Genomic DNA, 22,400 nt, shown 5'->3' with positions numbered 1-22,400 from the left:
ATGTGTGACAGAATAATGCGACAATGCCAAACCTGTAATAGTTGACGTGCGACGTGCTAACCGTCATAATTGTAGGAAATCACTTTTAAAAGGGAACCTTTGCGCGACATTGATCGGCGGGTTCCATTTTGCATAGAAAGGACACGGAATAGAGCAGAATGGGGATAGAGCAATTACTTAAAAAGGCCGGGGCCTATACCAGAGAAGCAGATCTTATCCGCATCAGGGACGCCTATGATTTTGCCGAGCAGGCCCATTCCGGCCAGACTCGTAAGTCCGGTGAACCTTATATTCTGCATCCGCTTGCGGTTGCTGATATCGTCGTTAATATGCAGATGGATACCATCTCCATTATCGCCGCTCTTTTACATGACGTTGTGGAGGATACGACGGTGTCTTTGGCGCAGATTCGCGAGCATTTTGGCGATACATGTGCGATGCTTGTCGATGGTCTGACGAAGCTGGAGCGTATCCAGTTCCGTTCCAAGGAAGAACAACAGAACGAAAATTATCGAAAAATGTTTATTGCTATGGCGCAGGACATTCGTGTCATCGTCATTAAGTTAGCAGATCGTCTGCATAACATGCGTACTTTGAAATATCAGTCAGAGGAAAGCCAGCGTCGGATTGCTTATGAAACGTTGGAGATTTTCTGTCCGGTTGCGAATCGACTGGGTATTTCAGCTATTAAATGGGAAATGGAAGATATTGCTCTACGCTATCTGAATCCTCAGCAGTATTATCGCATCGCTAATTTGATGCATAAGAAGCGGGCCGAGCGGGAGCAGTTTATTGATAATGTCATACAGCGTATCAGAGAGAAGCTAGAAGAGATGGGCATTCAGGCTGATCTGTCTGGACGCCCTAAACATATTTACAGTGTGTTTAAAAAAATGACGACGAAGAACAAGCAATTCAATGAAATATATGATTTGCTGGCGATTCGAATTATTGTGGATAACATTAAAGACTGTTACGCCACACTGGGGATTATCCATACGTTGTGGAAGCCAATGCCGGGGCGGTTTAAGGATTATATCGCTATGCCTAAGGCCAATATGTATCAGTCCCTTCATACGACAGTAGTAGGTCCCAACGGGGAGCCTACCGAGGTACAAATTCGCACAGTGGATATGCACCGTACTGCTGAATTCGGGATTGCGGCCCATTGGGCCTATAAAGAAGGCAACGGAGCAAACAACACTAACTTTGAGGATAAAATCACCTTTTTTCGAGAAATCCTGGAGCTGCAAAATGAGGCGAAGGATGCGTCGGAATTTGTGGAATCGCTCAAAATGGACTTTTTCTCAGACCTTGTGTTTGTGTTTACTCCTAAGGGAGAGGTCATTGAGTTGCCGGCCGGATCCGTTCCGCTGGACTTTGCTTTCCGTATTCATACCGAAGTTGGCAATCGAACGATTGGCTCTAAGGTAAATGGAAGAATCGTACCTTTGGATTATCGACTTAAAACCGGTGATATTGTCGAAATTATGACGTCCAAGCATTCTTATGGACCTAGTCAGGACTGGCTCAAAATTGCTCAGTCCTCTCACGCGCGCAGTAAAATCAAACAATGGTTCAAGAAAGAAAAGCGTGAGGAGAATGTTGAAAAAGGCCGCGAAAATCTGGAACGTGAGCTAAGAAAACGTGATATCGAGCCATCGGTGTGGATGAGCGACGACAAGCTTCAGGAAGTGGCACAGAAGTTCTCCTTTAACGATTCCGAAGATATGCTGTCTGCGATTGGTTTTGGTGGTATAACCGCAGCGCAGGTCTGTACACGTTTGACAGAGAAGCTGCGTAAGGAACAAGAAGAGGCACGGTTGATCGAATTGACGACTGAGGTCAAGGAGTACAAGCCGCAGGGCGAACGGAAAAAAACACCGACTAACGGTGTCAGCGTCAGAGGCGTCGATAATTTACTCGTTCGTTTTGCACGATGTTGTAATCCCGTACCGGGAGATGACATCATCGGCTATGTAACACGTGGACGCGGCGTATCCGTTCACCGGACGGATTGCCCGAATATTCCTTCGGGTACGGGCGAAGATCAGGCGCGCGTGATTGAAGTGGAGTGGGAAGAAGCAGCGGAAGTCAATTACAGCGTCGATATTGAGATTACGGGGCATGATCGCAACGGTTTGCTGAATGAAGTGCTTCAGGCCATTTCTGAGAACAAAACCAGCTTCTCGGCCGTTACAGGTCGTACAGATAAAAATAAAATGGCGATGATTCACATCACAATTCTCATTCGCAACACGGATCATTTGCATTCTGTTGTCGAACGGATTAAACGGGTGAAGGATGTATACACTGTGCATCGGATTATGCAATAACCTTATTAAGCGTACAGATAGGTTTATAGCCTTTGTAACACATCTTGGGTAGAAAGACCCATAGGCTGCTAAAAGAGCCGTAATACGGCTGTGAGACCTTTTAAAAGGGAAGGTTAAAGGAGATATCGGATAGGCGATGAAGATCATTATTCAGCGCTGTAAAGACGCTCAGGTAACGGTGAATCAAAAGGTGGTCGGCAAGATTGGAACCGGATTAATGCTGCTGGTTGGTATTGGTCAGGGAGATACAGCAGCCGATGCCGTTTATTTGGCGGATAAAACAGCGGGATTACGTATATTTGAGGATGCTGAAGGTAAAATGAATGACAGCGTTCTGGATGTCGGTGGAGCCATTTTGTCTGTCTCTCAATTTACGTTGTATGGTGACTGCCGTAAAGGAAGAAGGCCTAACTTTATGGGGGCGGCCAAACCAGAGGAAGCGGAGAAGCTGTATGATTTCTTCAACAGTCAGCTTCGAGCCAAGGGCCTGGAGGTAGAAACGGGAATTTTTGGGGCTATGATGGATGTTTCATTGACGAACTGGGGCCCAGTGACACTGATTTTGGATACCGAACGTTCGTAACTATGTCATTCATGGCGTGATCTGAGTAGAATAAAATAGCTGTTCAGAGGGACCATAATGTCATCCTGATTGGTGATTAGCCAGGCGGATAGCCTAAGGGTGACAGGAGAGACGAAGCTATGCGTCAAACCCCAAAAATGGACGGGCATCGAAGCACTGTGCTGCTTTTTCCCGGTAGTATGCAGGAGGCGATCAGCCTTACTCGTAATGCTGATACGTTATTGCAGCATGTTGCAACAGCCATCGACAAGCCGGGACGCGGTGCTTTGCCGCGCAGGTAACATCGGGTTAAATGGAGCGTTAATGAGGTTCTACCCGAAAACAGCACAAAGAGGTCAAAAACAAAATATGTAGCATTGAATTAGTGCAGGAGCCGAAAGGCTCCTTTTTCTTTTCCACCGCTGCGAATTGTTATAAAAACTGATCAAGCGGGTAATAACAAAGTGTGGTAGACAAACAAACTTAATTTTAAACTTGTTTTGAGGATAACCGGAAAGGAGATCTGAACATTAATGAGTAAAATTGCATTTTTATTGGCTGACCAATTTGAAGATTCCGAAATGAAGGTACCTTATGATGAATTAAAAAAGGCTGGACATGAGGCAGATATTGTTGGGCTGAAGCAAGGTGAGAAAGTGAGCGGTAAGCAAGGTAAAGCAAGCTACACTATTGAAAAAGCCATTGCAGATGTGAAATCAAGTGACTATGATGCAGTTGTTATTCCCGGCGGATCCTCCCCGGAAAATCTACGACTGGATGCAAATGTTCTGAAATTTGTGACTGAAATTAATGAGTCCAAAAAAACGATAGGCGCTATCTGTCACGGGCCGCAAATTTTGGCGAGTGCTGATTTGTTACAGGGCCGGACGATTACAGCTTATCCTCCATTGAAAGATGACTTGATTAATGCGGGTGCTCATTTTGAGGATCGAGAGGCGGTTGTGGACGGTAACTTTATTACGTCTCGGACCCCTAAGGATGAGCCTGCCTTTGTGCGTGAGTTATTAAAAGTATTGTAATTTGAACACGAATATTTTCTTAGATTAATGCCAGTACAATTCCCAAACGAGGAGGATTTGAAATGGCAAAACAGATTCAGGCTTATTTTCGCACAGAAGATGAAGCTGAGGGTGCCAGAGCTTCGCTTCAAGCTTATAGAACCGAACATTTGGAAGTAGGTGCTTTGGGTGATACGCTCGGCCGGGAGACGAGAGTTTTAATTCCGCTGGTCCCCTATAACAATACAGGCTCTGTGAGCACAGGAGGCTCTGCGGGTGCGGCAATCCCTGCGGCGGGTGCTTATGGCGAGAATATTCTACCAGATGCGAAGGATGACCAGATTAACTCTGGCTCAGCCCAAAGGGATCTGGATGAAGATCGGAACGGAACAACGAATCATGATGGAGGGTTGCTCCGTGCGACAGATGTGTATATTAACGGTGATCAAGATGAATTGCGGTATGTATTATCAGCAAAGGTGAATGACGCCGATTATGATGAGGTCATTTATAAGCTACGTTCCAATCGTGGATATGTATCGCAGTTGGATTAAAGCTGAGAGCGCGACACAAGAGATTGTCGATACTTGAGAAATTTAGCTACAAAAGAGTGACTGTAATACAATTGTAATATTCGAAACATCATTCCTTAATATTCGTTGTTTATAATAACAGCATGACCCCCTTTTGATATATCTTTTTGAACCTGCGGACCGTTTCCGCAGGTTATTTTCTTTTTATAAGCCTTATTTGTCCGATTATAGGGAGAATGTCTTGACTTTGTCGAGGCGGTTCATTAAAATCATAAAATAATGAAAAATGATTTGATGACGGGACCAAGTACTCCGAACCCACAAGCGCAGAGAGGAATTTCCAGGCTGTAAAAATTCCCTTGATGAGCGGATGAATGACCTCCCCGAGAACAGGCGGCGAACAATTGAGGAAACCCTACTGAAAGTGCATTGCAACTGTGCCTACAGTGGATGGTCCTGCATAATAGCCGTACTGCGCGTTACGGGCGTTATACGTATGAGCGGAGTCAGCATAATGCTGACGGGCAATGAGTGATTCTTATGCTGGTTGTCTGGGCAAACTCCGGAATGTGGGTGGTACCACGGGTGATTGTAAACGACAATCCCTCGTCCCTGTTAATGTTAACAGGACGAGGGATTTTTTGTTTTATATTGAAAGTGGAGCAAGAAGAAAGTGCACAATACGAAATACAACGATGGGGGGATACGTTAATGGCCTTTCAAAAACCGACAGGAACACAGGATTTGCTGCCGGGCAGTGTAGAAAAGTGGCAAGTTGTCGAGGAAAAAGCCCGTGAGATTAGCCGCCGCTTTAATTACCGAGAGATTCGTACGCCAATGTTCGAACAAACGAATTTGTTCGTTCGAGGTGTGGGTGAAACGACGGATGTGGTGGAAAAAGAAATGTATACTTTTGAGGATAAAGGGAAGCGCAGCATGACTTTGCGTCCGGAAGGAACAGCAGGGGTTGTCCGCTCCTATGTGGAGAACAAACTATACGGGGAGCCGGATGTAACTAAGCTGTATTATATCGGCCCGATGTTCCGGTATGAGCGTCCACAGGCTGGGCGTCAGCGTCAGTTTCACCAATTTGGAATTGAAGCATTTGGTGCGGTCGATCCGGCGTTGGATGCAGAAGTTATTGCTTTCGGGTATCAATTCTGCCGTGAGCTGGGCTTGAAAGGAGTACAGGTGGAGATTAACTCCGTCGGTAATGCAGCCAGCCGGGCAGCTTATCGTCAGCATCTGGTGGACTTCTTGATGCCAATTAAGGATACGTTGACCAAGGAGAGCCAAGCACGCATTGAGCGTAATCCGCTGCGAGTGCTGGATAGCAAAGATGACCAGGACAAATTTGGAGGTGCACCTTCGATTTTGGATAGCTTGGACGAGGAATCTCGCACACACTTTGAGAAAGTGAAGCAAAATTTGGATGCCATGGGCGTGGAATATACAGTTAACCCGCGTTTGGTACGGGGGCTGGATTATTATACGTTGACAGCGTTCGAATTCAAAGCTGAAGGAATTGGTGCCATAGATACGATCGGTGGAGGCGGCCGCTACAACGGATTGGTTGGAGATTTGGGCGGACCGGATCAGCCGGGCATTGGTTTTGGCATTGGACTGGAGCGAATTCAGCTGATCCTGGAACATCAAGGTGTCAAACTGAACGAAGCCAAGCCGTTAGATATCTATATGGTAGCATTGGGAGAAGCAGCAGAAACAGAAGTGACCAAACAACTATTCAAGTTGCGTCAAGCCGGATTTTCCGCGGAGCGAGATTATCTGGGACGTAAAATGAAGGCGCAGATGAAATCAGCCGATCGCTTTAAAGCAAGGTATACTGCGATTCTGGGTGAGGATGAGCTGGTTCAAGGTGAAATCGCACTGAAAAACATGGAAACTGGCGAGCAGCGTACCGTTAAACTGGATCAGCTGGTGGAAGAATTAGGCTAAAGAAAATGGTGTAACATCAATCGGTGGAGCTTCCTCTGGTTGTCATATAGCATTAACTACTAAACATAAACAGGAGTGTGTATTATGAAAAGGAGTCATGAATGCGGCGCATTGACTCATGCGCATATCGGAGAAACAGTTACATTGAACGGTTGGGTACAAACCCGTCGTGATTTGGGGGGCGTACTTTTTATTGACCTGCGCGACCGTAGCGGAATTGTACAAATTGTGTTTAATCCGGCATATTCCGGTGACGCACTGCAAATTGCGGATCGTGTTCGTAGTGAATACGTGCTTGAGGTTACCGGTACTATTGTTAAGCGTGATGCAGAAACGATTAACCCGAACCTGCCAACAGGTGAAATTGAAGTGCGTGTCACTGAAATTGAAGTATTGAATGCGTCCAAAACACCTCCGTTCTTCATTGAAAATGGTGTAGAAGTGGACGAGTCTCTGCGTTTGAAATACCGTTATTTGGACCTGCGTCGTCCGGAAATGTACCAGACGTTGAAACTGCGCTCCAAAGCAGCAAAAATATTCCGTGACTTCCTGGACGGAGAAGAGTTCGTCGAGGTGGAAACACCAATTTTGACGAAAAGCTCCCCAGAGGGCGCACGTGATTATCTGGTACCTAGCCGGGTGCATGAAGGTGAGTTTTTCGCCTTGCCGCAATCGCCACAACTGTACAAGCAATTGCTGATGGTGGGTGGCCTGGAGCGCTACTACCAAATTGCACGTTGTTTCCGTGATGAAGATTTGCGTGCTGACCGTCAGCCTGAATTTACGCAGGTCGACATCGAGACCTCCTTCATGCAACAGGATGACTTGCTGCCAATGATGGAGCGTCTTATGGTGAAATTGTTCAAAGAAACCGTTGGGGTAGAACTGGAAACACCGTTCCAACGGATTACACATGCTGATGCGATGGACAAATACGGCTCGGACAAGCCGGACCTGCGTTTTGGCCTTGAGTTGATTAAAGTCAATGATATCGTGGCAACTAGTGGTGTAAAAGTATTCGCTTCCGTAATTGAAAAGGGTGGCGAAGTAAAAGTCCTCAATGCCAAAGGATGTGGCACTTGGAGTCGTAAGGAGATTGATGACCTGGGTCCTTACGCTGCACGCTATGGAGCTAAAGGCTTGGCTTGGATTCAAGTGAAGGAAGGCGAATTCAAGGGGCCTATCGTTAAATTCTTCACACCGGAAGAAATCGAAGCATTGAAGGAGCGCACAGGAGCCGAAGAAGGCGATCTGTTACTCTTCTCTGCGGATAATAAAAAGGTAGTTGCTGATGTATTGGGCGCACTTCGTCTGAAAATTGGCCGTCATTTGGGACTGATCGACGATAACAAATTCAAATTTGCCTGGGTTGTAGACTTCCCGCTTCTCGGCTATGACGAAGAACAAAAACGTTATGTGGCGGAACACCATCCGTTCACCCGTCCGAAGGACGAAGACCTTGGCCTCTTGGATACCGATCCAGGTCAAGTTCGTGCTCAAGCCTATGATATCGTACTGAACGGCTACGAAGTGGGCGGCGGCTCGATGCGGATTTACAAACGTGATGTTCAGGAGAAAATGTTCAAAGCTCTCAACCTGGCGCCGGAAGAAGTTACTGATAAATTCGGCTATCTGTTGGATGCGTTCGAATATGGTACGCCTCCACATGGTGGTATTGCCTTCGGTTTTGACCGCCTCGTGATGTTGCTTGCAGGTCGTACAAACCTGCGTGAAACGATTGCATTCCCGAAAACAGCTAGTGCGACAGACCTGCTTATGGATGCACCAGCCGAAGTAGATCAAGCTCAATTGGAACAGCTTCATATCCGTATTGCTCCGAAGCCTGTTGCTCCTAAAGCTTAAGACGTTTGCAAGTGCCATCCATTGGCATGAGATAGCTTATAGAATGCCATGAACCCGTTACCCTCATATGGATAATGGGTTCGTGGTTTGTATGCTGGAGTTCAGGCATAGAGTTTAAATCAGTGAGGGAGGATATACCATATTGTTGCATCAATTTTCACGAACGGAATTGGCCATCGGAACTGAAGGTCTAGAGGTTATGAAAAATAGCACGGTGGCCGTGCTGGGTATCGGCGGTGTCGGTTCGATTGCAGTGGAAGCGCTGGCGCGCACGGGTGTTGGACGTATCATTTTGATTGATAAAGATGTTGTAGATATCACCAATATTAATCGCCAGATACATGCGTTGACAACGACGGTAGGCCAAAAAAAGGCTGATCTGATGGTAGAGCGTGTGAAGCTGATTAATCCTGAATGTGAAGCGATTGCACTGAACATGTTTTATACGGAAGAAACATATGAGGAGCTGTTCAAGTACGAACTGGATTATGTGCTGGATGCTTCGGATACGATTATTTACAAAATTCATTTGATTAAGGAATGCCTGAAACGGGGGATTCCGATGATCTCCAGTATGGGGGCTGCGAACAAAATGGATCCGAGTCGTTTTCAAGTTGCAGATATTTCCCAGACGAGAATGGACCCGATTGCCCGTGTCATCCGCACCAAGTTGCGCAAGGAAGGTATTACCAAAGGCGTCAAGGTTGTATTCTCCGATGAAGAACCAATGAAGCCACGTGAAGAAATTACAAAAAAAATTGTACCTGCAAACGCACCTGAAATCCGGAAGGCGAAGCAGCCGCCTGCAAGCAATGCATTTGTACCTCCGGTAGCAGGACTGATCATGGTTAGTGTAGCCGTGAAGGATTTGTTAGAACATGCTGGTGTGTAAGTTGCAAAAATAGCATGGCAGTTCATTCGTAGATTTACATCAGTATGTATTCACTTTAAGACCTGTAGTTCTGTGCATCACATCCTTTGTGTCACAGTTGCTACAGCTCTTTTTTGTTTTGAAAAAGCGCAGCTTACTGCAAACAGATTGAACAACTTGCTGGAGGGTTTTGGTATGAAGGATGGACTGTGGTCCAGAAGTCTCGGTTTCAAGCCCGAGCATCATTGGAAAAAGGAATTAGCCGCTGGGGCCATTTCTTATTTTTCCGTTGTATACATTGTTATGGTTAATGCAACTATTTTGGCAGATGCCGGGATTCCTCTCCAAGGGGCGATGCTCGGGACACTGCTGACATCAATGATTGGCTGCCTGCTTATGGCTTTTGGTGGGAAATCTCCAATGGTCGTTGTACCAGGGATGGGGATTAATGCCTTTTTCACTTATACGCTCGTACATTCTATGAAGCTGAGTTGGCAGGAAGCGTTGATGGTGGTTGCCATCACAGGGATCTTATTCGCCATTGTGGCCTTTACATCATTGTACAAGCTGATTAGCCAAGCGATTCCCCATAATTTGCAGCACGGAATTACGGTAGGCATTGGTTTGTTTTTAACCTTTATCGGATTGCAAAAAAGCGGCATCGTGATTGCTCATCAGACGACTTTTGTGGCTATTGGCCATTTTAATGATCCCAAGGTAATTACGGCTTGTGTAACGTTGCTGCTCGCTATTGTATTGTTTGTGCGTAACGTTCAGGGAGGTTTACTAATTAGCATTTTGGCGGGAACTGGGCTTGCTTATATACTGGGAGCTGTAGAGCCTACAAGCACGGTACGAACCTCTGAAACGGTGCGACAGTATGGGCAATTGTTTGGAGAGCTTTCCTTTTCAGGCATTGTCTCGGTAGCTTTTTGGATCGCTGTCTTTTTGCTCCTACTCATTGTACTATTCGAGAATATTGGTATGATTACTGCACAAACCAACATGATCGGAAGACCGGATTTATTTAAAAACAGCTTGCGTGTGTTGGCTGTAACCAATATCTTTGCCGGTATTTTGGGCAGCAGTCCGGCGGTAGCCGCTGCGGAATCGACGGCTGGTATTGCAGCGGGGGGACGCTCGGGAATGACACCGCTGGTAACTGCTATTTTATTCGGGGCGACGTTTTTCTTTATTCCACTGTTGGCTTATATTCCTGACAGTGCCATTGCGCCCGTGTTGATCATCATTGGGGGTCTAATGGTGCAAAATGTGCGAGAGATGGATTTCAGTGATTTTACTGAAGCGTTTCCTGCATTTCTGATCATGGTAATGATGCCCTTTACTTACAGTATTGTAGACGGGATGGCATTTGGTTTTATTGCATACCCCGTAGCCAAGCTGGCAGCAGGACGGGGCAAGGAAGTGCCTGTCGCATTATATATCATTTCTGTACTGTTTGTGGCTAACTTTGTGCTTCATTCTCTGGTGTAGTAAACTCGAAGATAGATTGTACTGTTCATACCCGCGCAGAGCGCGGGTGTTGTTGTTTGAACAAGAATGGTCAGACAGGAAGCGAGGTTGATGGTATATGGAAAAAGAACATCATATACACCGAGATGAGCAGGAGGACCGGATGAAGGAAAAGCCGGGTAAAAGACCCGATAAGGCTGGCATGGGGCGGTTTATCAAATTGATTGCGAGTGCGCATCCGCCCAAGGCCATTCTGATCATCGCCCTGATTCTGACGCTGATTCAGACCACTGCTGGTTTAATCGTACCCATGATGACCAAAGGGTTGATTGATGGCTTGACCTTTTCTTCATTAAACCGTATGGTCATTGTTGGTCTGCTTGGCGCTTTTGTGCTTCAAGCGGTGGCTTCGGCGGTTTCTATCTATATGTTGAACTATGCTGGGCATAAGATTGTGGCTAATTTGCGCAAACGCTTATGGCATAAAATCTTATCTCTACCTATCCCTTACTTTGATCGAAATCGGTCAGGAGATACGATGAGTCGCGTCACCAATGATACAAGCCTGATTATGAACTTAATTACGGAGTATCTAGTCAATCTGATTTCTAATGTGATTGCAATTATTGGTGGTATTGCATTGTTATTTTATCTGGATTGGGTGATGACGCTCATTATTATGGCTATTGTTCCGCTAACAGCCCTGATTTTATTTCCTGTAGGCAGAAAAATGTACCGTATCTCCAAAAAACAGCAGGATGAGATGGCAGATCTGACCTCAGTGTTGAGTCAGGTTATCGGCGAAATCAGACTGGTGAAGGCCTACGGAACCGAAAGCAGAGAGGCTCAGGCCGGTGAGGATCGTATTTACCGGATGTTCCGCTTCGGTTTGCAAGAGTCACGCATCCTAGCTCTTGTAGGTCCCATTTCTACCTTCTTGTTGACTGCAGTGCTGGTCATTATATTGGGTGTTGGTGGTGTTCGTGTCGCATCGGGTGTGCTGACCGCTGGGGATTTGGTGGCTTTTATTTTGCTGCTGTTTCAGGTGATCACACCGATGGCACAATTCACGACCCTGTATTCACGTCTACAAAAGGTGGTTGGGGCTACTGAACGGATTCAGACGATTTTAGATCATGAAGAGGAACCGCTCGAGTTGAAGCAGGAAGCGGCAAAAGAGAGCAGAGATATTATACTTCGTGATGTTGCCTTTTCCTATACTGAAGGTGAAGAGGTCCTTCATAATGCGAACTTGGTCATCCCGGCTAACCGGACGACAGCATTCGTGGGACCGAGTGGAAGTGGGAAGTCCACCTTGTTTTCATTGTTGGAACGCTTTTATGTGCCGGATACAGGGGAAATTCGTTATGGAGACGAACCGATATCGTCATATACACTTTCCTCCTGGCGCTCCAAAATTGGTTATGTATCGCAGGAAAGCTCAATGATGACCGGAACGGTCAGAGATAACATTACATATGGCTTGGGGCGCGAAGCTGACTTGGAAGAAGTGAGACGAGCAGCCACGATGGCGTATGCGGATACATTTATTATGGATCTACCTCAAGGCTACAACACTGAGGTGGGAGAACGGGGAATGAAGCTGTCTGGAGGGCAGCGTCAACGGATCGCTATTGCGCGTGCGCTTCTTCGTAGCCCTGACATTCTCATGCTGGATGAGGCTACATCTAGTCTGGACAGCTCATCTGAGCATGAGGTACAGAAGGCCCTAGCGAACTTGATGGAGGGACGCACGACGATTGTCATTGCTCATCGTTTGTCTACAGTGGTTCACTCCGATCAGATTATCGTGTTGGACAAGGGCAAGGTGACCGGTGCAGGAACTCATACTGAGTTATTAGAGTCCCATCAGGTGTACCGTGAGCTGGCTCAAAAGCAGTTTGTGGAGATGGGGGAAAGAAGTATGGAGTATTAGAGGCCGCTTCGCGGGTGCCGCAAAGCTTCATACTTTTGTGAAAGAATAGGGAAAAAGGCGTATTAGGAAATAAGGTTGGATTTTTATGGTTAAATGTGTTACGCTTACTTTCCTTTTTTTGTGTCGGAGCAAGTGAATGCGATGCAGAAATCGAGACTTGATATTCTTAGGAGGTAACTGAAATGGAGAATGAGTTTCAAAGTGCCTATCAAGAAGAACAGCATAGGCTGTCGCTTGCTATGGAGGAAATTGATCGGAGATTGGAACGGCTTCGCAATACGCCGGTGTACACCGGGCATGATTTTACGGAGCAAGTGCTGGAATCGGCACGGGAGGAAAAACGTCAGGCTTTGGCCAAAAGCTCACAGGAGCCTTATTTTGGTCGTATGGATTTTGACGAGCGTGGCAGAGGGCAGCGGAAGCCACTTTATATCGGTAAAATTGGAGTGGAGCGTGAAGAAACGTCAGCGTATCCGCTGGTGATTGATTGGCGTGCACCGATTGCCAGCTTGTTTTATTCGTTTACAGGTGGTGAAGAAACCGCGTCTTACGAAGCTCCTGAGGGAACCATTGAGGGCTTGGTCTATCTGAAGCGTAATGTTGTCATTCGCAAAAAAATCCTGGAACGGGTAGCCGATACATATAATCGTGAAAGCGACGAGCCTGCCGTTTCTGATGAGTTTCTCGTTTATCGTTTGGGAGAAAACAAGGATAACCGTTTACGGGATATCGTGTCTACCATTCAGGCGGAGCAGGATCAGATCATCCGCGCGGCCAAAAATACAGCCCTCGTTATTCAGGGGGTAGCGGGTAGTGGCAAGACGACGGTAGCGCTGCATCGTCTCGCATTTTTGCTGTATCAATACAAGGATCAGGTATCAGCGGACAAAATGGTAATTTTCGCACCAAACCATATGTTCCTTGACTATATTTCAGATGTACTTCCAGAGCTGGGGGTCGGGAATATTCAGCAAAGTACATTTGCAGACTGGGCACTGGACTTATTGGGTTTGGATTTACCTTTGGCTGATCCTGCCGAAACATTATCTTATTGGTTTGAGAGTGGCAGTCTGAGAAAGGAATCCATGGATGAGGCGCCGGGAAGATTCAAGGGCTCGGTTCACTTTATGGAGTTGCTTCAAGCTTTTGTTGAACGACTGGAGCCCATCTCCGTGCCCGAGGGGGATTTTTCACCATGGGATGGAGCGGTGCTGCCACAAGCTGAGATTTTGAATTGGTTTAATGAGGAATATAAGCCTTATCCGCTCGCGAAGCGGAAGGAGCGTGTGCTGGCAAGAGTGCACCGCTGGATTGAAATGGAACTGAAAAAGTCGCCTTCGGCGGCAGCGCTCAAGGAACGCAAGAAAAAGGCAGGGACACGGGAAAAGGCATATGCTAAAAAATGGCCACAATATGACGCACTGACGCTCTATAAGCAGCTTTTTCAGGCAGCTAAAGGGTTACCCGCAGATACGGCTGCGGAGATGAAGGCTTCTCTGCCGACTGCTATTTTTAAGACCACACAGTCGGACCTGCGAAAACAGATTATCCGTGAAGAAGATCTGACTGCGTTAGTGTATCTTCACGTGCTGATTCATGAGGTAGAGTCATCTCAACGTTTTGACCATGTGGTCATTGATGAAGCGCAGGATTTTTCACCTTTTCATATCGCATTGCTGGATTTGTTCGTGAAAGGGCATTCCTTCACTATACTGGGCGATTTATCGCAGGGCATTCATGAATATCGTGGCGTACATGCGTGGGAGGAAATGAGTTCTCTTTTTGCGCCCGAACATACAGGGTATTTTGCACTTACGCGGAGCTATAGATCAACCTTGGAAATTATAGAATTTGCAAACACGATTTTGGAGCAGGGAGTTCGCGGCGGTATTACGGCAGTTCCGGTATTTCGTAGTGGCGATCCGGTGCGTACGATGTCTTACGACTCATCGGTGCGTGAGCAGAGTTTGCTCACCGCTCTAAAAGAGCTGTCCTCCAAGGAGTATCGTACTGTTTCTGTGCTGACCCGTACCTTAAAAGAGGCTGTGGAGCTACATGAGGTTTTCACAAGCGCGGGGTTGGATGTGAATTTGATTGACGGTGGTAAAAAGCAATATGAAGGCGGATTGTCGGTACTGCCTGTGTACCTATCCAAAGGTCTGGAGTTCGATGCAGTTATTGTGGCGGATGCCGACCATGAGCATTATGGAGAACGGGCATGGGATGCCAAGCTGCTGTATGTAGGATGTACCCGTGCGCTGCATGAGCTGTGGCTATTGCATGATGGCTCACTTCCTAGTTACGTACAGGCACAGACGGAGTAAACAGAAAAGCGTTGTAAAGCATCGCCTGAGTTGTTGTATTCCTTTTTGTTTACTGTTTATCTTAGTGATGGAAATTAGGAAGTCATGTCAGTCGAAGAACAGCGACGAAATTCATCTTTCGTCTAAAGCTGTTCTTTCTTTTTTTGTGGGCGACTGACTTGGAGATCTACAGCTGTGCCGTGACCATGCTATCTGCAACTTGTTAACGGATATGGTAGAATAAGAGGCGGTTTACACTCTATCAGGATTATAGATGACTTGAATTTTCATGATTTTTAACCGTATGAGCGAACATAATATAGTAGGTTTTCGAAGAAAAAGAGAAAGTGTTCGTTCATAAACCATAAGGAAGTGAATGAAATGGACTTATTTTCATATTCCCAAGAGTCAACGCCAAGCAATCGGTTGCTTGCGGATCGCTTGCGTCCGACTTCGCTGGATGAATATATTGGACAGGAGCATGTTGTGGGTCCGGGTAAGCTGCTGCGAAGAGCTATAGAGGCAGATCAGGTCTCTTCTATTTTGTTGTACGGACCACCGGGGTGCGGCAAAACAACGCTGGCACATATCATCTCGCAACACACGCAAGGCGATTTTGTACGTCTGAATGCTGTAGAAGCATCTGTGAAAGACGTAAGAGAAGTCATTGACCGTGCACAGACGAATAAATCGATGTATGGCAAAAAAACTATTTTGTTTCTCGACGAGGTACATCGGTTTAACAGTTCACGTCAGGATGCACTGCTGCCTGCGGTGGAAAAGGGCACGATCGTGTTTATTGGCGCCACGACTGAAAATCCCTTTCACTACGTCAACGGCGCTTTAATGAGCCGTTCTACGCTGTTCCAGCTTGAAGCGCTAACGCAGGAGCATTCGCTGGCTGCTATGCGCCGCGCCTTGAGTGATGCGGACAAAGGGCTCGGCTACATGCAGCTTCAGGTAGATGAAGCTGCACTGGCTCACATCGCGTCCATGGCGAACGGTGATATCCGCCGCGCTTTGAACGCGCTAGAACTGGCGGCGCTCACGACGCCTCCGCTGGCAGACGGCACGATTCACGTGACACTGGAAGTCGCAGAGGAATCCATTCGCCGCCCGATTGTCAAAGCAGATGAATCCACGCAGTATGACGTGCTGTCGGCCTTTCACAAAAGCATTCGCGGCTCTAGCGACGCCGCGCTGTTCTGGTTCCTGTACGCCGTAGAAAAGCTCGGCATGGACCCGATGACCTTTATCCGCCGCCTCATCGCGGCGAGCAGTGAGGACATTGGCCTGGCGAACCCGCAGGCAATGGTGCAAGCGGTGAGTGCGCTTGAAGCCTATCGCAATAACGGCTGGCCCGAGGCCAAACTGAACATTGCACAGGCCATTTTGTTTGCCGTGGAAAGCCCCAAATCGAATGCCGTATATACAGCGATTTCACGGGCCATGTCGGCTATGGACGATATCAAATCAGCCGAGGTGCCACTCCATTTGCGTGACGCACACTACAAAGGCTCGGAAAAGCTCGGGCATGTTGGCTATCAATATCCACATAATTATCCGAATCATTATGTGAAGCAGCAATATTTGCCCGATTCGATAGCAGACCAAACCTTCTATCAGGCTACTGAGCAGGGGAATGAGTCCAAAATCAGGCAAAACCAGCGGTGGCGGGATTCACAGTCTTAATATATGTGCGACTTCATATACAGAGTGTGTACGATATCGTCACGTTACACCATGATCGTGCAAGAGCGAAGAAGGGGATAAAAAGATGAAAGACGTGCTATTCGTTGCTGCGGGCGGAGCGCTTGGAACCTCTACCCGTTATGGCCTGCAATCGCTGTTGCCTGCGGCGGGTGCGGATTTTCCACTTGGTGTGCTGCTAATCAATTGGATCGGCTGCCTGTTTCTGGGTTGGTTCTTTACGGTAACCTTGCGATCATGGCGGATCAAGCCGCGATTGCGACTTGCCATCGGAACAGGCTTTACAGGGGGCTTTACCACCTTTTCCACCTTTGCAGTGGATGCTGTCCGCCTCACGGTTCACGATCGTATGCTGACGGCTGTGTTGTACCTGCTGCTTAGCGTAGGCGGAGGGCTGTTTTTGACATGGACAGGTATCCGCCTAGGTACAAAAATGACGCAGGCTGCTCCCAAGGAGGAACGCTTATGATCTGGTGGGCGGCGGCAGGCGGGATTATGGGTACACTGGCGAGATACGGGCTTGGCATGTGGGCCGGAAAGAGGTTCGGTACCGTATTCCCGTGGGGGACGTGGATCATTAACATCAGCGGTTCATTGCTGCTGGGCTGGCTCTATGGCGAGTTTACGCAAAACCATTTGTCTCCTGCACTCTGGATGCTGCTAGGAACAGGTTTTTGTGGCGGCTACACCACCTTTTCCACATTTGGCTATGAATCTCTTCAACTGATGGAGCGTAAAGAATACCGACGCATGGCTACGTATGTACTGTCCTCTGTCGTGATAGGAGTTGTAGCTGCGGCTATCGGGTACAGAGTCAGTTAAACTCTATACATTTTCGAAATAACACGTAAAAATGCAATAAAAAGCTTCCAATCCCGACTCAAGGCATTCTCAGCCGTGATAAGGTTTCGGAAGCTTAGTGCTGTACCTATACAGCTATTTTTTATCTCGTTCTTTGTACAATTCAGGTAATAGGGATTCAAGTTCAGGTCTTGGATCAGGATCAGACAACTTCATTTCCTCCAGCGTTTGGACGGCAATCCGTAGCACAGTATAATCCCTATACCAACGGTTGTCTGAAGGAACGACATACCAAGGAGCTTGTTTGGTTGCGCTTAGCTCTAATACATCCTCATAATACTGGGTATATTGCTTCCAAAATTTTCGTTCCTGCAAGTCACTTGGATCGAGTTTCCAGTTTTTGTGAGGCTTTTCAATCCGGTCGATCAGCTTTTCTAACTGAAATTGCTTTGAAATATGTAAAAAGATTTTAACCACCTTTACACCATTATCCAGCAACAACTGTTCAAAATGCTTGATATGCTTAATATTCCGTTTGGCCTGCTTATCGGATATCTGTCCGTGAACACGTGTAATCAGCACATCCTCGTAATAAGAACGGTTAAATGCTGCAATATATCCACGTCCTGGGGTAACGCTATGAGCACGCCACAAGAAATCATGACTTAATTCCTCAGCCGTAGGTGATTTAAAGCTGTGGACAGTCACCCCCGCAGGGTTAAGGTTGGAAAATACCTGTTTGATGACGCCATCTTTGCCGCTGCAATCCATACCCTGAAATACAAACAAAACGGATTGTTTTTTCTCTGTAAATAATTTGCTTTGTAATTCCGTGAAGCGTTCCTTCAATTGATCTGTTTCCAGTCGGATTTCTTCTTTATTTTTGATATTCTTTGTATCCTTGGGGTCCCATTCTTTCAAAGAAACTTTTTTACCCGGTGTCAGCATTCCTAATGAATCAGACATAAAGGCACGCTCCTTTTCAATTGAAGTATGATCTTGTCTACATCATATACCCAAATGAGGATGTTATCAAAAGTTCCTTATGTATTAATGGTCTTTCAAGTTAATTCGAAAAGGATTACATAGGGAAGAAGTTAGAAGTCCCTTGTAGCGATCTTATTTAAATATGACGGTTCCTATTTTAAATGGGAGCATACCAATGGATTAAAAAAGGGACGTGCATACACCATGGAAAATTTTTTGCAAGGAATGTTTGTCCAGCATGACAGACATCATAAAGAGCAGATTATCAATTCTTTACAAGCCATTACTAAAAACATCTTTCATTAAAAAAGTCGCCTCCCAAATCTGGAGAGACGACTTTTTTAATTCCCTGCTATATCAATGCAAAATGGTCATTTTATTTAAACTGTTTCAGGCTGAAGTTTTTCAACCTTATCAATGGTTCCGCCACCCAGACAGCGTTCCCCGTCGTAAAATACAACAGCTTGTCCAGGCGTAATGGCCTTTTGATGTACATCGAATATGACATGCACGGTTCCATCCGCAAGCCATTGTAAAGTTACTTGCTGATCAGGTTGGCGATAACGGAACTTGGCTGTGCAACGGAATTCGCTGGTCGGACGAGTATCTGCGCCTTCAATCCAGTTCACGTCCGTTGCAATCAGGCTGGTAGAATACAGACTGTGGTGACGATCACCTTGTACCACATACAGAATATTCTTCTCCAGATCCTTATCCGCTACAAACCACGGTTCGCCTGAACCCGATCCGCCAATGCCCAAGCCTTGTCGTTGACCCAGTGTATAGTACATCAGACCATCGTGACGTCCTTTGACTTCACCAGTAGCGATATCCACCATGTCTCCACCTTTTGCAGGCAGATATCCACTCAGAAACTCCTTGAAATTACGCTCGCCGATAAAGCATACGCCTGTGCTGTCTTTCTTCTTGGCCGTATACAGTCCCGCAGCTTCCGCAATTTTACGTACTTCTGGTTTCGGCAGATGACCGATGGGAAACATCGCTCGGGACAACTGTGTTTGGCTTAATGCATTTAGGAAATAAGTCTGATCCTTGTTGCTATCCACACCTCGCAGCAAAGTAAAGTGGCCGTCTTCTTCCACAACCCGTGCATAATGTCCAGTAGCAACATAATCTGCTCCCAAATCCAGCGCTTTATTTAGAAACTCGCCGAATTTAATTTCACGGTTACACATGACATCCGGGTTGGGTGTGCGTCCAGCTTTATATTCATCAAGAAAATAGGAGAATACTTTATCGAAGTATTCTTTCTCAAAATTGACGGTATAGTAAGGAATGTCGATCTGTTCACAGACGCGGCGCACATCCTCCGCATCCTCCTCAGCCGTACAACGGCCAAATTCATCCGTGTCATCCCAGTTTTTCATGAAGATGCCGATTACGTCATAGCCCTGCTCCTTCAGCAGCAGCGCGGTAACGGATGAGTCGACGCCACCGGACATCCCGACGACGACACGGGTTTCATGATTGGCTTTAGCCATGGTCATCACCCAATTCTTTCAATATTGTTGTAGAACCCACCTATTGTAACATAAACGATAATAAGATACGATGTTTGGACGATCAAACGACACGGCGAACGATGGAAGAAAGCTATATAAAATGGGCTAAAGCTGTTCCAAATCGCTCGAAAGCAACTTTTTTTAAGATTGTTACCGTAATGTTTCCCTTTACCTGCCCTAATATGTTAACATAAGCTGAGGGTTAGGATCGGAATAGAGAGGTTTACAACACCAGTTATTCCGCGTGTTTAACGGAATTGTTACTATAAGTGAGGTGGCACAATTGAAAATATCAACGAAGGGCCGTTATGGCCTGACCATTATGATGGAACTTGCAGCCAGGTTTGGCGAAGGTCCAACTTCTTTGAAAAGTATTGCCGAAAAAAATCAGTTGTCAGAGCATTATCTGGAACAGCTCATCGCGCCTTTGCGTAATGCAGGTTTGGTAAAAAGTATCCGTGGTGCTTACGGCGGTTATATTTTGGCGAATGAACCGGCAGGAGTAACAGCGGGAGACATCATTCGTGTACTGGAAGGTCCGATATCTCCGGTAGATTTCACGGAAGAAGACGATCCGGCAAAACGTCAGCTGTGGCTGCGGATTCGTGACAGCATCGCTGAAGTGTTGGATTCTACTACACTTAAGGACTTGATCACATACCAAGAACATGATGAATTGGACAATTACATGTTCTATATTTGAGGTGGATTAACATGAACAGAATTTATCTGGATCATGCCGCATCGACTCCTATGCATCCTGAGGTTGCGCAGACTATGATGGACATCATGACCGGCCAATATGGCAACGCTTCGAGCGTTCATGCCTTTGGCCGCGATGCCAAGCGCACCGTCAGCGCTGCTCGGGATGCCGTTGCGGCCTCTTTGGGCTGCAAGCCTGAAGAAATTATATTTACGAGCGGAGGGACAGAAAGCGATAATCTGGCCCTGTTTGGGACGGCTACGGCAGACGGCCGTACTTCCGGGCATATGATTACAACCGCGGTTGAACATCACGCAGTGCTTCATGCTTGTGATGAGCTGGAAAAAGCGGGGTATGAGGTGACTTATGTCCCGGTCAACGGTTTTGGACGCGTGAACCCTGCGGATATCGAGGCTGCCATTCGTCCGGACACTTTTTTGATCAGCATGATGTATGCCAACAATGAGGTGGGCGTCATTCAGCCGATCTCAGAAGTAGGGCAGATTGCGAGAGAACATGGCATTGTATTCCATGTAGATGCGGTTCAAGCTTACGGTCATATATCCATCGACTGCCGAAATCTCCCAATTGACTTACTGAGTGTGTCGGGTCATAAGATTAACGGACCACAAGGGGTGGGTGCATTATATATCCGCCAAGGTACACGCATTCAGCCGCTAATGCATGGGGGACTTCAGGAAAAGAAACGCCGTGCCGGGACAGAAAACATCGCCGGTATTGCGGGTCTGGCTAAAGCCGCAACTCTAGCTAATGCTTCCATTGAGGAGCGTGGGGTGCACGATACGGTTCTTCGCCAGACACTGCTTAAAGGGTTGGAAGACACTCTGGGTAGCCAAAATTTTGTAATTAACGGTGATCCTGATCATTCTTTACCTAATGTCCTTAATGTTAGCTTTCCGGCCATTGGTACAGAGACCATGCTGATGAACCTTGACATGGAAGGAATCGCAGTAGCAAGCGGATCAGCCTGTACTTCCGGATCTCTAGAGCTATCGCATGTATTGCAGGCGATGGATCTTCCTGAAGATGTTTTACATTCAGCGATTCGGTTTAGCTTCGGTTTGGGTAATACTACGGAAGAAATGGAATACACGGCCAAGAAAATTGAAACCATATGGAAGCGGCTGCGTACTAGGTACTAGGGATTTCTCCGCATTTTAATAAGAAGGGAGGGGCGGTTTTCCATTTCATTGCATGAACGGAAGCAAGGTCTGACAGGCATGTAGGAAAAGGACCGCACCTTCGTTCGGATTGCAGAATGAGGAGGTACCCTATATATGAAGCTTCAAGATATGATCGGACTTGCCGTTTTCGATGTGGAGGACGGGAAGCAGATTGGTAAAATACATGACTTTATGGTGACAGCTGATTGGCGGATCACAGGGATCGAGTTGGAAGGAAAAGGGCTTTTTTCTTCTCACGTGAAAATGGTTGCTTGGGATGACATCGTTGCTTACGGTGAGGATGCGATCATGATTCGCAATCAGCAGGCTGTCCGTAAAACGGAGGCCCATGATATACAACATACGTACTTGCTTGGACCCGGTAAACTGAAGGATCTATCCGTGCTAACAGAGGAAGGGCTTATGCTCGGGCACATCTCGGATGTTTATTTTGACCAGGAAATGGGCAATAACATAATAGGCTTGGAAATCAGCGATGGTTTTGTATCGGATATTATAGAGGGGCGGAAATGGCTGCCCTGCACCGAAGATATGTCCATCGGGGAAAATGCTGTTATGGTTCCCCCGTTAAGCGAGCAGCGTCTGGAAAAAGCCATATATTCTGTTAATGGATAGGGTG

At 46.7% G+C, this 22,400-nt stretch carries 19 protein-coding genes; 17 read left to right on the top strand and 2 right to left on the bottom strand.

Annotation, left to right across the window (positions count from 1 at the left end; genetic code table 11):
- The first annotated feature begins 158 nt into the window (after window positions 1–158).
- The 14 genes from MKX30_RS07935 to crcB (MKX30_RS07870) all read left to right on the top strand — a co-directional run bounded on the left by MKX30_RS07935 (window position 159) and on the right by crcB (MKX30_RS07870) (window position 17,384).
- The gene (locus MKX30_RS07935; RefSeq protein WP_025720225.1) at window positions 159–2,336 is read left to right on the top strand and encodes a RelA/SpoT family protein; all 2,178 of its coding nucleotides are present in this window, start codon (window positions 159–161) and stop codon (window positions 2,334–2,336) included.
- Between the two features lie 136 nt (window positions 2,337–2,472).
- Window positions 2,473–2,919: a D-aminoacyl-tRNA deacylase gene (dtd, locus tag MKX30_RS07930; RefSeq protein WP_023989923.1), complete on the top strand. Its 447-nt coding sequence runs from the start codon at window positions 2,473–2,475 to the stop codon at window positions 2,917–2,919.
- Between the two features lie 119 nt (window positions 2,920–3,038).
- The gene (locus MKX30_RS07925; RefSeq protein ID WP_023989922.1) at window positions 3,039–3,200 is read left to right on the top strand and encodes a hypothetical protein; all 162 of its coding nucleotides are present in this window, start codon (window positions 3,039–3,041) and stop codon (window positions 3,198–3,200) included.
- A 231-nt stretch (window positions 3,201–3,431) separates the two neighbouring features.
- On the top strand, window positions 3,432–3,938 hold the full coding sequence (locus tag MKX30_RS07920) for a type 1 glutamine amidotransferase domain-containing protein (protein ID WP_013311559.1): 507 nt from the start codon (window positions 3,432–3,434) through the stop codon (window positions 3,936–3,938).
- Window positions 3,939–4,000: 62 nt separating this feature from the next.
- The gene (locus MKX30_RS07915) at window positions 4,001–4,471 is read left to right on the top strand and encodes a hypothetical protein (RefSeq protein ID WP_028542430.1); all 471 of its coding nucleotides are present in this window, start codon (window positions 4,001–4,003) and stop codon (window positions 4,469–4,471) included.
- 690 nt (window positions 4,472–5,161) lie between these two features.
- Window positions 5,162–6,406, top strand: coding sequence for a histidine--tRNA ligase (hisS, locus tag MKX30_RS07910; RefSeq protein ID WP_023989920.1), 1,245 nt, complete (start codon window positions 5,162–5,164; stop codon window positions 6,404–6,406).
- 84 nt (window positions 6,407–6,490) lie between these two features.
- Complete coding sequence (gene aspS / locus MKX30_RS07905; protein WP_023989919.1) at window positions 6,491–8,269, top strand: aspartate--tRNA ligase; 1,779 nt, start codon at window positions 6,491–6,493, stop codon at window positions 8,267–8,269.
- Window positions 8,270–8,411: 142 nt separating this feature from the next.
- Window positions 8,412–9,161 carry a tRNA threonylcarbamoyladenosine dehydratase gene (locus MKX30_RS07900; protein ID WP_013311554.1) on the top strand — a complete coding sequence of 250 codons (750 nt, stop codon included), beginning with the start codon at window positions 8,412–8,414 and terminating at the stop codon, window positions 9,159–9,161.
- A gap of 174 nt (window positions 9,162–9,335) precedes the next feature.
- A complete protein-coding gene (locus MKX30_RS07895) occupies window positions 9,336–10,634 on the top strand; it encodes an NCS2 family permease (protein WP_023989918.1) in 1,299 nt (432 codons plus the stop codon).
- Between the two features lie 97 nt (window positions 10,635–10,731).
- Window positions 10,732–12,549: an ABC transporter ATP-binding protein gene (locus MKX30_RS07890; RefSeq protein WP_023989917.1), complete on the top strand. Its 1,818-nt coding sequence runs from the start codon at window positions 10,732–10,734 to the stop codon at window positions 12,547–12,549.
- Window positions 12,550–12,731: 182 nt separating this feature from the next.
- Window positions 12,732–14,873, top strand: coding sequence for a HelD family protein (locus MKX30_RS07885; protein WP_023989916.1), 2,142 nt, complete (start codon window positions 12,732–12,734; stop codon window positions 14,871–14,873).
- A 360-nt stretch (window positions 14,874–15,233) separates the two neighbouring features.
- Window positions 15,234–16,544: a replication-associated recombination protein A gene (locus tag MKX30_RS07880; protein WP_023989915.1), complete on the top strand. Its 1,311-nt coding sequence runs from the start codon at window positions 15,234–15,236 to the stop codon at window positions 16,542–16,544.
- Window positions 16,545–16,629: 85 nt separating this feature from the next.
- Window positions 16,630–17,031: a fluoride efflux transporter CrcB gene (gene crcB / locus MKX30_RS07875; RefSeq protein ID WP_023989914.1), complete on the top strand. Its 402-nt coding sequence runs from the start codon at window positions 16,630–16,632 to the stop codon at window positions 17,029–17,031.
- The gene (gene crcB, locus MKX30_RS07870; RefSeq protein ID WP_209943363.1) at window positions 17,028–17,384 is read left to right on the top strand and encodes a fluoride efflux transporter CrcB; all 357 of its coding nucleotides are present in this window, start codon (window positions 17,028–17,030) and stop codon (window positions 17,382–17,384) included. Before crcB (MKX30_RS07875) ends, crcB (MKX30_RS07870) begins: the two co-directional genes overlap by 4 nt.
- A gap of 114 nt (window positions 17,385–17,498) precedes the next feature.
- Here the strand turns inward: crcB (MKX30_RS07870) and MKX30_RS07865 are convergent, their stop codons facing one another.
- Both MKX30_RS07865 and mnmA read right to left on the bottom strand, forming a co-directional pair.
- Complete coding sequence (locus MKX30_RS07865) at window positions 17,499–18,329, bottom strand: PPK2 family polyphosphate kinase (protein WP_023989912.1); 831 nt, start codon at window positions 18,327–18,329, stop codon at window positions 17,499–17,501.
- 401 nt (window positions 18,330–18,730) lie between these two features.
- Window positions 18,731–19,852, bottom strand: a complete 1,122-nt coding sequence (gene mnmA, locus MKX30_RS07860; protein WP_023989910.1) for a tRNA 2-thiouridine(34) synthase MnmA — start codon at window positions 19,850–19,852, stop codon at window positions 18,731–18,733.
- 304 nt (window positions 19,853–20,156) lie between these two features.
- On the opposite strand from mnmA, the gene cymR reads away from it, so the two are divergent.
- From cymR to MKX30_RS07845, 3 genes are all read left to right on the top strand, one after another.
- Window positions 20,157–20,576 carry a cysteine metabolism transcriptional regulator CymR gene (gene cymR, locus MKX30_RS07855; RefSeq protein ID WP_013311532.1) on the top strand — a complete coding sequence of 140 codons (420 nt, stop codon included), beginning with the start codon at window positions 20,157–20,159 and terminating at the stop codon, window positions 20,574–20,576.
- 11 nt (window positions 20,577–20,587) lie between these two features.
- Window positions 20,588–21,739, top strand: a complete 1,152-nt coding sequence (locus MKX30_RS07850; protein ID WP_053325958.1) for a cysteine desulfurase family protein — start codon at window positions 20,588–20,590, stop codon at window positions 21,737–21,739.
- A gap of 135 nt (window positions 21,740–21,874) precedes the next feature.
- Complete coding sequence (locus tag MKX30_RS07845; protein ID WP_013311530.1) at window positions 21,875–22,396, top strand: PRC-barrel domain-containing protein; 522 nt, start codon at window positions 21,875–21,877, stop codon at window positions 22,394–22,396.
- Window positions 22,397–22,400 lie beyond the last annotated feature (4 nt).

This window comes from Paenibacillus sp. FSL P2-0173 (genome assembly GCF_038008045.1).
In the GTDB taxonomy this organism is placed as follows: Bacteria; Bacillota; Bacilli; order Paenibacillales; family Paenibacillaceae; genus Paenibacillus; species Paenibacillus polymyxa_B.
This window is presented reverse-complemented; position numbering and strand designations above follow the sequence as displayed.

What these genes read in the sequence shown, in the direction of transcription:
- MKX30_RS07935 (WP_025720225.1), top strand. Translation starts at nt 159, where the DNA reads ATGGGGATAGAGCAATTACTTAAAAAGGCCGGGGCCTATACCAGAGAA.
- dtd (WP_023989923.1), top strand. Translation starts at nt 2,473, where the DNA reads ATGAAGATCATTATTCAGCGCTGTAAAGACGCTCAGGTAACGGTGAAT.
- MKX30_RS07925 (WP_023989922.1), top strand. Translation starts at nt 3,039, where the DNA reads ATGCGTCAAACCCCAAAAATGGACGGGCATCGAAGCACTGTGCTGCTT.
- MKX30_RS07920 (WP_013311559.1), top strand. Translation starts at nt 3,432, where the DNA reads ATGAGTAAAATTGCATTTTTATTGGCTGACCAATTTGAAGATTCCGAA.
- MKX30_RS07915 (WP_028542430.1), top strand. Translation starts at nt 4,001, where the DNA reads ATGGCAAAACAGATTCAGGCTTATTTTCGCACAGAAGATGAAGCTGAG.
- hisS (WP_023989920.1), top strand. Translation starts at nt 5,162, where the DNA reads ATGGCCTTTCAAAAACCGACAGGAACACAGGATTTGCTGCCGGGCAGT.
- aspS (WP_023989919.1), top strand. Translation starts at nt 6,491, where the DNA reads ATGAAAAGGAGTCATGAATGCGGCGCATTGACTCATGCGCATATCGGA.
- MKX30_RS07895 (WP_023989918.1), top strand. Translation starts at nt 9,336, where the DNA reads ATGAAGGATGGACTGTGGTCCAGAAGTCTCGGTTTCAAGCCCGAGCAT.
- MKX30_RS07890 (WP_023989917.1), top strand. Translation starts at nt 10,732, where the DNA reads ATGGAAAAAGAACATCATATACACCGAGATGAGCAGGAGGACCGGATG.
- MKX30_RS07885 (WP_023989916.1), top strand. Translation starts at nt 12,732, where the DNA reads ATGGAGAATGAGTTTCAAAGTGCCTATCAAGAAGAACAGCATAGGCTG.
- MKX30_RS07880 (WP_023989915.1), top strand. Translation starts at nt 15,234, where the DNA reads ATGGACTTATTTTCATATTCCCAAGAGTCAACGCCAAGCAATCGGTTG.
- crcB (WP_023989914.1), top strand. Translation starts at nt 16,630, where the DNA reads ATGAAAGACGTGCTATTCGTTGCTGCGGGCGGAGCGCTTGGAACCTCT.
- crcB (WP_209943363.1), top strand. Translation starts at nt 17,028, where the DNA reads ATGATCTGGTGGGCGGCGGCAGGCGGGATTATGGGTACACTGGCGAGA.
- MKX30_RS07865 (WP_023989912.1), bottom strand. Translation starts at nt 18,329, where the DNA reads ATGTCTGATTCATTAGGAATGCTGACACCGGGTAAAAAAGTTTCTTTG.
- mnmA (WP_023989910.1), bottom strand. Translation starts at nt 19,852, where the DNA reads ATGGCTAAAGCCAATCATGAAACCCGTGTCGTCGTCGGGATGTCCGGT.
- MKX30_RS07850 (WP_053325958.1), top strand. Translation starts at nt 20,588, where the DNA reads ATGAACAGAATTTATCTGGATCATGCCGCATCGACTCCTATGCATCCT.
- MKX30_RS07845 (WP_013311530.1), top strand. Translation starts at nt 21,875, where the DNA reads ATGAAGCTTCAAGATATGATCGGACTTGCCGTTTTCGATGTGGAGGAC.